Annotated in this window: 7 protein-coding genes; 5 read left to right on the top strand and 2 right to left on the bottom strand. The window is 63.5% G+C overall.

Features of this window, described 5'->3' with window-relative positions; translation table 11 throughout:
* On the top strand, positions 1–262 hold a 262-nt coding region (locus AC1DDS_RS21365), incomplete at its 5' end, for an EF-Tu C-terminal domain-related protein (RefSeq protein ID WP_477480679.1).
* Between the two features lie 371 nt (positions 263–633).
* Here the strand turns inward: AC1DDS_RS21365 and AC1DDS_RS21360 are convergent.
* The gene (locus AC1DDS_RS21360; protein WP_477480678.1) at positions 634–1,470 is read right to left on the bottom strand and encodes an EamA family transporter; all 837 of its coding nucleotides are present in this window, start codon (positions 1,468–1,470) and stop codon (positions 634–636) included.
* Positions 1,471–1,708: 238 nt separating this feature from the next.
* On the opposite strand from AC1DDS_RS21360, the gene AC1DDS_RS21355 reads away from it, so the two are divergent.
* The 4 genes from AC1DDS_RS21355 (at position 1,709) to AC1DDS_RS21340 (ending at position 4,577) form a co-directional block, all read left to right on the top strand.
* Positions 1,709–2,146: a CoA-binding protein gene (locus AC1DDS_RS21355; RefSeq protein WP_310422358.1), complete on the top strand. Its 438-nt coding sequence runs from the start codon at positions 1,709–1,711 to the stop codon at positions 2,144–2,146.
* Between the two features lie 87 nt (positions 2,147–2,233).
* Positions 2,234–2,662: a CoA-binding protein gene (locus tag AC1DDS_RS21350; protein WP_477480677.1), complete on the top strand. Its 429-nt coding sequence runs from the start codon at positions 2,234–2,236 to the stop codon at positions 2,660–2,662.
* A 197-nt stretch (positions 2,663–2,859) separates the two neighbouring features.
* Complete coding sequence (locus AC1DDS_RS21345) at positions 2,860–4,143, top strand: O-acetylhomoserine aminocarboxypropyltransferase (RefSeq protein ID WP_477480676.1); 1,284 nt, start codon at positions 2,860–2,862, stop codon at positions 4,141–4,143.
* An 89-nt stretch (positions 4,144–4,232) separates the two neighbouring features.
* Entirely contained in the window at positions 4,233–4,577 is a 345-nt protein-coding gene (locus tag AC1DDS_RS21340; RefSeq protein WP_477480675.1) for a cupin domain-containing protein, read from the top strand.
* A 74-nt stretch (positions 4,578–4,651) separates the two neighbouring features.
* Here the strand turns inward: AC1DDS_RS21340 and AC1DDS_RS21335 are convergent, their stop codons facing one another.
* The gene (locus AC1DDS_RS21335; protein WP_477480674.1) at positions 4,652–5,899 is read right to left on the bottom strand and encodes a cytochrome P450; all 1,248 of its coding nucleotides are present in this window, start codon (positions 5,897–5,899) and stop codon (positions 4,652–4,654) included.
* Between the last annotated feature and the right edge of the window lie 128 nt (positions 5,900–6,027).

Raw genomic sequence — 6,027 nt, 5'->3', positions numbered from 1 at the left:
AGCCTACATCCTGACGAAGGAAGAAGGCGGCCGTCATACGCCGTTCTTCACCAACTACCGTCCGCAGTTCTACTTCCGCACCACCGACGTGACCGGCATCGTTTCGCTGCCGGAAGGCACGGAAATGGTGATGCCGGGCGACAACGTCACGGTTTCCGTTGAGCTGATCGTGCCGATCGCGATGGAAGAAAAGCTGCGCTTCGCCATCCGCGAAGGCGGCCGCACCGTCGGCGCCGGCATCGTCGCCTCGATCGTCGAGTAATCGACGGCGACTGAGCAATCAGAAGGCCTCGCGGGAAACCGCGGGGCCTTTTGCTTTTGGGCGCAGGCACCGACAGCGGAATGTTTGGCAAGTCGGCCGCAGCGCGTCGCAATGGCCGACACTCCTTCAACTTGGCGAACAGGTTTTCGGCCTTGTGGCGCTGACGGCGGAGGATCGTTCGTGGGCGAAGGACATCTTGCGGATCTTCGATGACGGGACACGCGGCCTCGGGCTCACGGTGTCAGTGCTGTCGTATCCGCGATTGGCAATCAGGGACCGGCAGAAAGGCGTTGAGCGCGAGACACCCGTCTTCGCTCGTCGGACCCTCTGACAGTTCAGCCCGCCCTTGGTTCACCCGCTATCGCGGAGAGCTACCCCAACCGCAACACCAGCACGCCGGCAGCGATCATGGCGCCGGCGATGTAGCGCCAGATGCTGGCCTTCTCCTTGAGGATCACCACGGAGATCAGCAGGGCGAACAGGATGGCTGTCTCGCGCAGCGCAGCGACCGTCGCGACGGGAGCCTTTGTCATTGCCCACAGGGCCAGGCCATAGGAGGCGATCGAGCCGCCGCCGCCAATCAGTCCGCGCTGCCAGTTGCGGCGGACGTGGTTCACCACGACATCGGTGCCGCGCTTGTAAATCGCCCAACTGAACAGGAGAACCGGCGGCAATAACGCCATCCACAACGTGTAGGAAATCGCATTGCCGGAAATGCGCGCGCCGGCGCCGTCGACAAATGTGTAGGAGGCGATGACGCAGGCGTTGGCGAGTGCCAGCGCGAAGGCGTGGCGGCCGCCGTGGCGGGATTCGAAGGCGAGCGTCAGTACGCCGGCGGAAATGATGAGGATGCCGGTCAGGGCACCGGCCGAGAGATGCTCGCCGAGCACCAGGCCGCTGGTCGAGGCGACGATCAGCGGTGCTGTCCCGCGCATCAGCGGATAGACAAGGCCGATGTCGCCGGCGCGATAAGCGGCGGCGACCAACTGGAAGTAGGCGAACTGGAAGATCGCCGAGACGGCGATGAAGGGCCAGGCTGCGGGCCTGGGCAGCGGCACGAAGGGCAGAAAGGCGAGGCCGAATGCACCGGCGCCGAGAGCGATCATCGCTGCATCCAGCGACTTGTCGCTGCCCGCCTTGACCATCGCGTTCCATACGGCATGCAGGGCCGCGCCGAGCAGCACAAGCGCAATTACGTCAATCGGCACGGAGAACCTCGGTCTGTTCGGCTGGGCATCTAGGGGCGGGTGGTCGCCGAAATCTACCTGCCCTGATTTGGTTTGCAATGCGCTGAATTTGAGGAGGACCGAAATATTTCCACGCCGGATCGATAGAGCGCCGCTGCACGGCGATTTCGCGATTGCGGGCGAGATGACGTATAATGAATCTGTGTAACGGATCGGGAGTGCAGCTTGCCCTGTGCCCCAGCCGACGGAGGCGGCTTCGATGAACCACGATTGCTATCCCGGCACCTACATCTGCGGCATCCTTCGGTCGGTGCACACGATTGCCGTGGTTGGCGCGTCGCCCAACCAGTCTCGGCCGAGCCACGGCGTGATGAATTTTCTGCTTGGCAAAGGGTATCACGTCATCCCCGTCAATCCCGGCCATGCCGGAAAGACGATCCTTGGTCAGACCGTGGTCGGCCACCTTGCCGACATCGACGAGCCGATCGACATGGTCGATGTCTTTCGGGCGTCGCCGCAGTTCTCCGCTGTCGTGGACGAAGTTCTGGCGCTTGATCCCAGGCCCGCGGTGATCTGGGGCGAGTATGGGGTGCGCGACGACGCAGCGGCCGAGAAGGCCGAGGCCGTAGGCGTGCATGTCGTGATGGACCGCTCCCCGGTGACGGAATATCCAATGCTCGCGCGGACCCACGCCTGAGATCATCCTTGCCTTACGCCAGTTGCATGTCTGCTGCATATTGACATGCGCCGCAGGCTCCTGCTGTCTGTCAATTCAGGAGGCGGCATGAAACACGACGGCTATGCGGACTACTACCTCGCGGACATCCTGCGGATGACCAGGGTCATCGCACTTGTCGGCGCGTCTCCCAATCCGGAACGGCCGAGCAATCGCGTCATGGCCTTTCTGCTGCGCAAGGGCTATCGCGTGATCCCCGTCAATCCCGGCCAAGCGGGCAGGGAGATCCATGGCCAGAAAGTCTACGCCCGTCTCGCCGATATTCCGGAGCCGATCGACATGGTCGACATCTTTCGCGCGGCGCCGGCCTTGCCCGGTGTCGTGGACGAGGTGCTTGCGGTATCCCCATTGCCGAAGGTGGTCTGGGGGCAGCTGTCCGTGCGCGATGACGCCGCTGCCGCCCGCGCGGAAGCTGCCGGGATCAGGGTTGTCATGGATCGCTGCCCCGCGATTGAGTATCCCCGGTTGATTGGCTAACGCTTTTTCCCGTTTGGCGTCGCGGCCGATCGAACTTGCCATCATATTGCTGTTTAACGGAAAATCTTCCTTTGACCGGCTTTGGCCGGTCTGGAATAGTGCCGGGCATCGCGCCGGCCCGTGTCGGCTCTCACCGCTTTGAATGTGCGTATGTTTCCCGCCTTTGAGGCAGGGGCATGCCAAAGGGAGGTTTCCATATGACGAAGAACAAGCCGGGTTTTGCAACCCTCGCCATCCATGCCGGTGCGGCGCCGGATCCGACCACCGGCGCGCGCACGACCCCGATCTATCAGACGACCAGCTTCGTCTTCAACGACGCCGACCACGCCGCCTCGCTCTTCGGCTTGCAGGCCTTCGGCAACATCTACACCCGGATCATGAACCCGACCCAGGCGGTGCTGGAGGAGCGGGTGGCAGCACTCGAGGGCGGGACGGCCGCGCTGGCGGTGGCTTCGGGTCACGCCGCGCAGTTGCTCGTGTTCCACACCCTGATGCGACCCGGCGACAACTTCGTCGCCGCGCGCCGGCTCTATGGCGGTTCGATCAACCAGTTCGGCCATTCCTTCGCGAACTTCGACTGGCACGTCCGCTGGGCCGATACCGACAAGCTCGAAAGCTTTGAAAGCCAGATCGACGACAAGACGAAGGCGATCTTCATCGAAAGCCTCGCCAATCCCGGCGGCACCTTCGTCGACATTGCGGCGATTGCCGCGATCGCCCACAAGCACGGCCTGCCGCTGATCGTCGACAACACCATGGCGACGCCTTATCTAGTGCGGCCGTTCGAGCATGGCGCCGACATCGTCGTCCATTCACTGACGAAGTTTTTGGGCGGTCACGGCAATTCCATGGGCGGCATCATCGTCGACGGCGGCACCTTCGACTGGTCGGCTTCCGGCAAGTATCCCACGCTCTCCGAGCCGCGGCCGGAATATGCCGGCGTGGTCCTGCATCAGACCTTCGGCAACTTCGCCTTCGCCATTGCCTGCCGGGTGCTGGGCCTGCGCGATCTGGGGCCGGCGATCTCGCCCTTCAACGCCTTCCAGATCTTGACCGGCATCGAGACGCTGCCGCTGCGCATGCAGCGCCACTGCGACAACGCGCTCGCTGTCGCCAAGTGGCTGAAGGGGCACGACAAGGTTTCCTGGGTCAATTACGCGGGCCTGGAAAGCGATCCCAACCACGCGCTGCAGACGCGCTATTCGCCCAAGGGCGCCGGCGCGGTCTTCACCTTCGGCCTGAAGGACGGTTACGAGGCGGGCAAACGCTTCGTCGAGGGCCTGGAAATGCTCTCGCATCTCGCCAATATCGGCGACACGCGCTCGCTGGTGATCCATCCGGCCTCGACCACCCACCGCCAGCTCTCGCCGGAACAGCAGACGGCCGCCGGCGCCGGCCCGGATGTCGTGCGCCTGTCGATCGGCATCGAGGACGTCGCCGACATCATCGCCGACCTCGACCAGTCGCTGGCGAAGGCGTAAGCGGCTGTTTCGCAGACCCAGCAAACATCCCGAGGACAGTTCGGTCTTCGGGGTGTGGAGGCTGAGCAGCAACGACGATCGGATATATTATGAGCAAGACCATCGGTTTTGACATCGCCGCCATCGAACCGGAGATCGGCCGCCCGGCCGAAGACCGTCTCATCTCCGGCAATCCGGAATTCCGCACCTGGAACCTCGAGGAGGCCGATGGCGGCATCTATTGCGGGGTCTGGGAATCGACGCCCGGCAAGTGGCACGTACAGTACGACGAGTGGGAGTATTTCAACATTCTCTCCGGTCACTCGATCGTCACCTCCGACGACGGTGAGGTCATCACTCTCAGGGCGGGCGATCGCCTGATCCTGCGACCGGGCTTCAAGGGCACCTGGGAGGTCGTCGAGACGACCCGCAAGGACTATGTGATCCGCCTCTAAGGCAGGACGCGGACAACGTCGACAAGCCGTCGTCCATCCAGAGAGCCGCGCGCCGGAAAGCGCGCGGCTTCATGTCACCACACCAGATCGAGCCGCTCCAGCCCGTGGAAGTGGTAGACATCCTTGACGATTGGCGTTTCGGCGAGGCGCATGCCGCGCAGCCGCTGGAACAGGATCGGCAGCACGATGTTGAGCTCCAGCCGTGCGAGCGGCGCGCCGATGCAGAAATGGATGCCGGCGCCGAAGGAGAGGTTCGGGCCCTCGTCACGGTCCGGCCGGAAGGTAAGGGGATCGCTGAACTTCTTCGGGTCGAGGTTCGCCGCCGCCAGGATCAGCGCGACCTTGTCGCCGCGCTTGAAGGGGATGCCCTCGACCTCGACGTCCTCAAGCGCATAGCGCTCGAAGATGTGTACCGGTGCGCAGATGCGCAGGGCTTCCTCCACCGTCCGCTCCGTCGCCTTCTCGTCGGCGAACATGGCTTCCGGCGCAAGCCCGCTGTCGAGGATGCTGCGCACCGCATTGCCGATTTGATGCACGGTTGCTTCGTGGGCGGCGTTCAGCAGCACGATGGTCGTGGAGATCAGTTCGTCCTCGGTGAGCAACTGCCCCTTGTGTTCGGTGTGGATCATGTGCGTCAGAAGATCGTCGCGCGGGTTGGCGCGGCGCTCGGTGATGACGGAGCGCACATAGTCGGCAAATTCCGCCGCCGCCTTGTCAGCGGCATGCTCGTCGACCTCCGTGCGGCCGAACATGTACATGCGTACATAGGCGTGCGACCACTTCAGGAGCTGCGGTCCCATTTCGTCGGGAATGCCGATCATGCGGGCGATCATCGTCACCGGCACGATGTCGGCGAAGGCCGATAACAGTTCCACCTTGCCGTCCTTCTCGAAGCCGTCGATCAGCCGGTTGGTGAGGTCGGTGATCTCCGGCCGCAGTCGATCGATCTGGCGGGAGACGAAGGCGCGGTTGACGAGGGTGCGAAGCCGCGTGTGCTCCGGCGGTTCGAGCTCCAGCAGCGACCAGGCTTCTGCGGCGTCGAAATGGGTCAGATGCGGGACCGGTTCGGGCATGCCGAGCTCCTCGCGGCTCGCCACGTGCAGGATTTGTCGGCCGAAGCGGCGGTCGCGCAGAAGCGCATTCACCTGATCGTAGCCGGTGAAGTACCACTGCTTCTGCTCCTCCCACCAGAAGGTCGGAGCGTGCGCGTGAAGCGCTGCATAGACCGGGTTCGGATCGCGATAGAACGCCGGATCGCGGGCGTCGAGGGAAACGCGGCGGGCGGCGGCGTCGATGGAGAGGAAGGGGAATTGCTTAATCATGCGGGAGATCTAGCGGATTTCGACGGTTCGCAACAGTGCGCCATTACGGCAATGGGGAATGTGCATAGCGCGAGCGATCGCGCATCACCCGTCTCGGATTGAACACTGGCGTGCATCCGGCAGCTGGA

The sequence above is a fragment of the Mycoplana sp. 10N416 genome, from assembly GCF_056394765.1.
The sequence above is the reverse complement of the archived record's forward strand: the minus strand, read 5'-3'. Positions and strand labels throughout refer to the sequence as shown.

Coding starts and splice junctions, on each gene's coding strand:
- AC1DDS_RS21345 (WP_477480676.1), top strand. CDS start 2,860: ATGACGAAGAACAAGCCGGGTTTTGCAACCCTCGCCATCCATGCCGGT.
- AC1DDS_RS21335 (WP_477480674.1), bottom strand. CDS start 5,899: ATGATTAAGCAATTCCCCTTCCTCTCCATCGACGCCGCCGCCCGCCGC.
- AC1DDS_RS21355 (WP_310422358.1), top strand. CDS start 1,709: ATGAACCACGATTGCTATCCCGGCACCTACATCTGCGGCATCCTTCGG.
- AC1DDS_RS21340 (WP_477480675.1), top strand. CDS start 4,233: ATGAGCAAGACCATCGGTTTTGACATCGCCGCCATCGAACCGGAGATC.
- AC1DDS_RS21350 (WP_477480677.1), top strand. CDS start 2,234: ATGAAACACGACGGCTATGCGGACTACTACCTCGCGGACATCCTGCGG.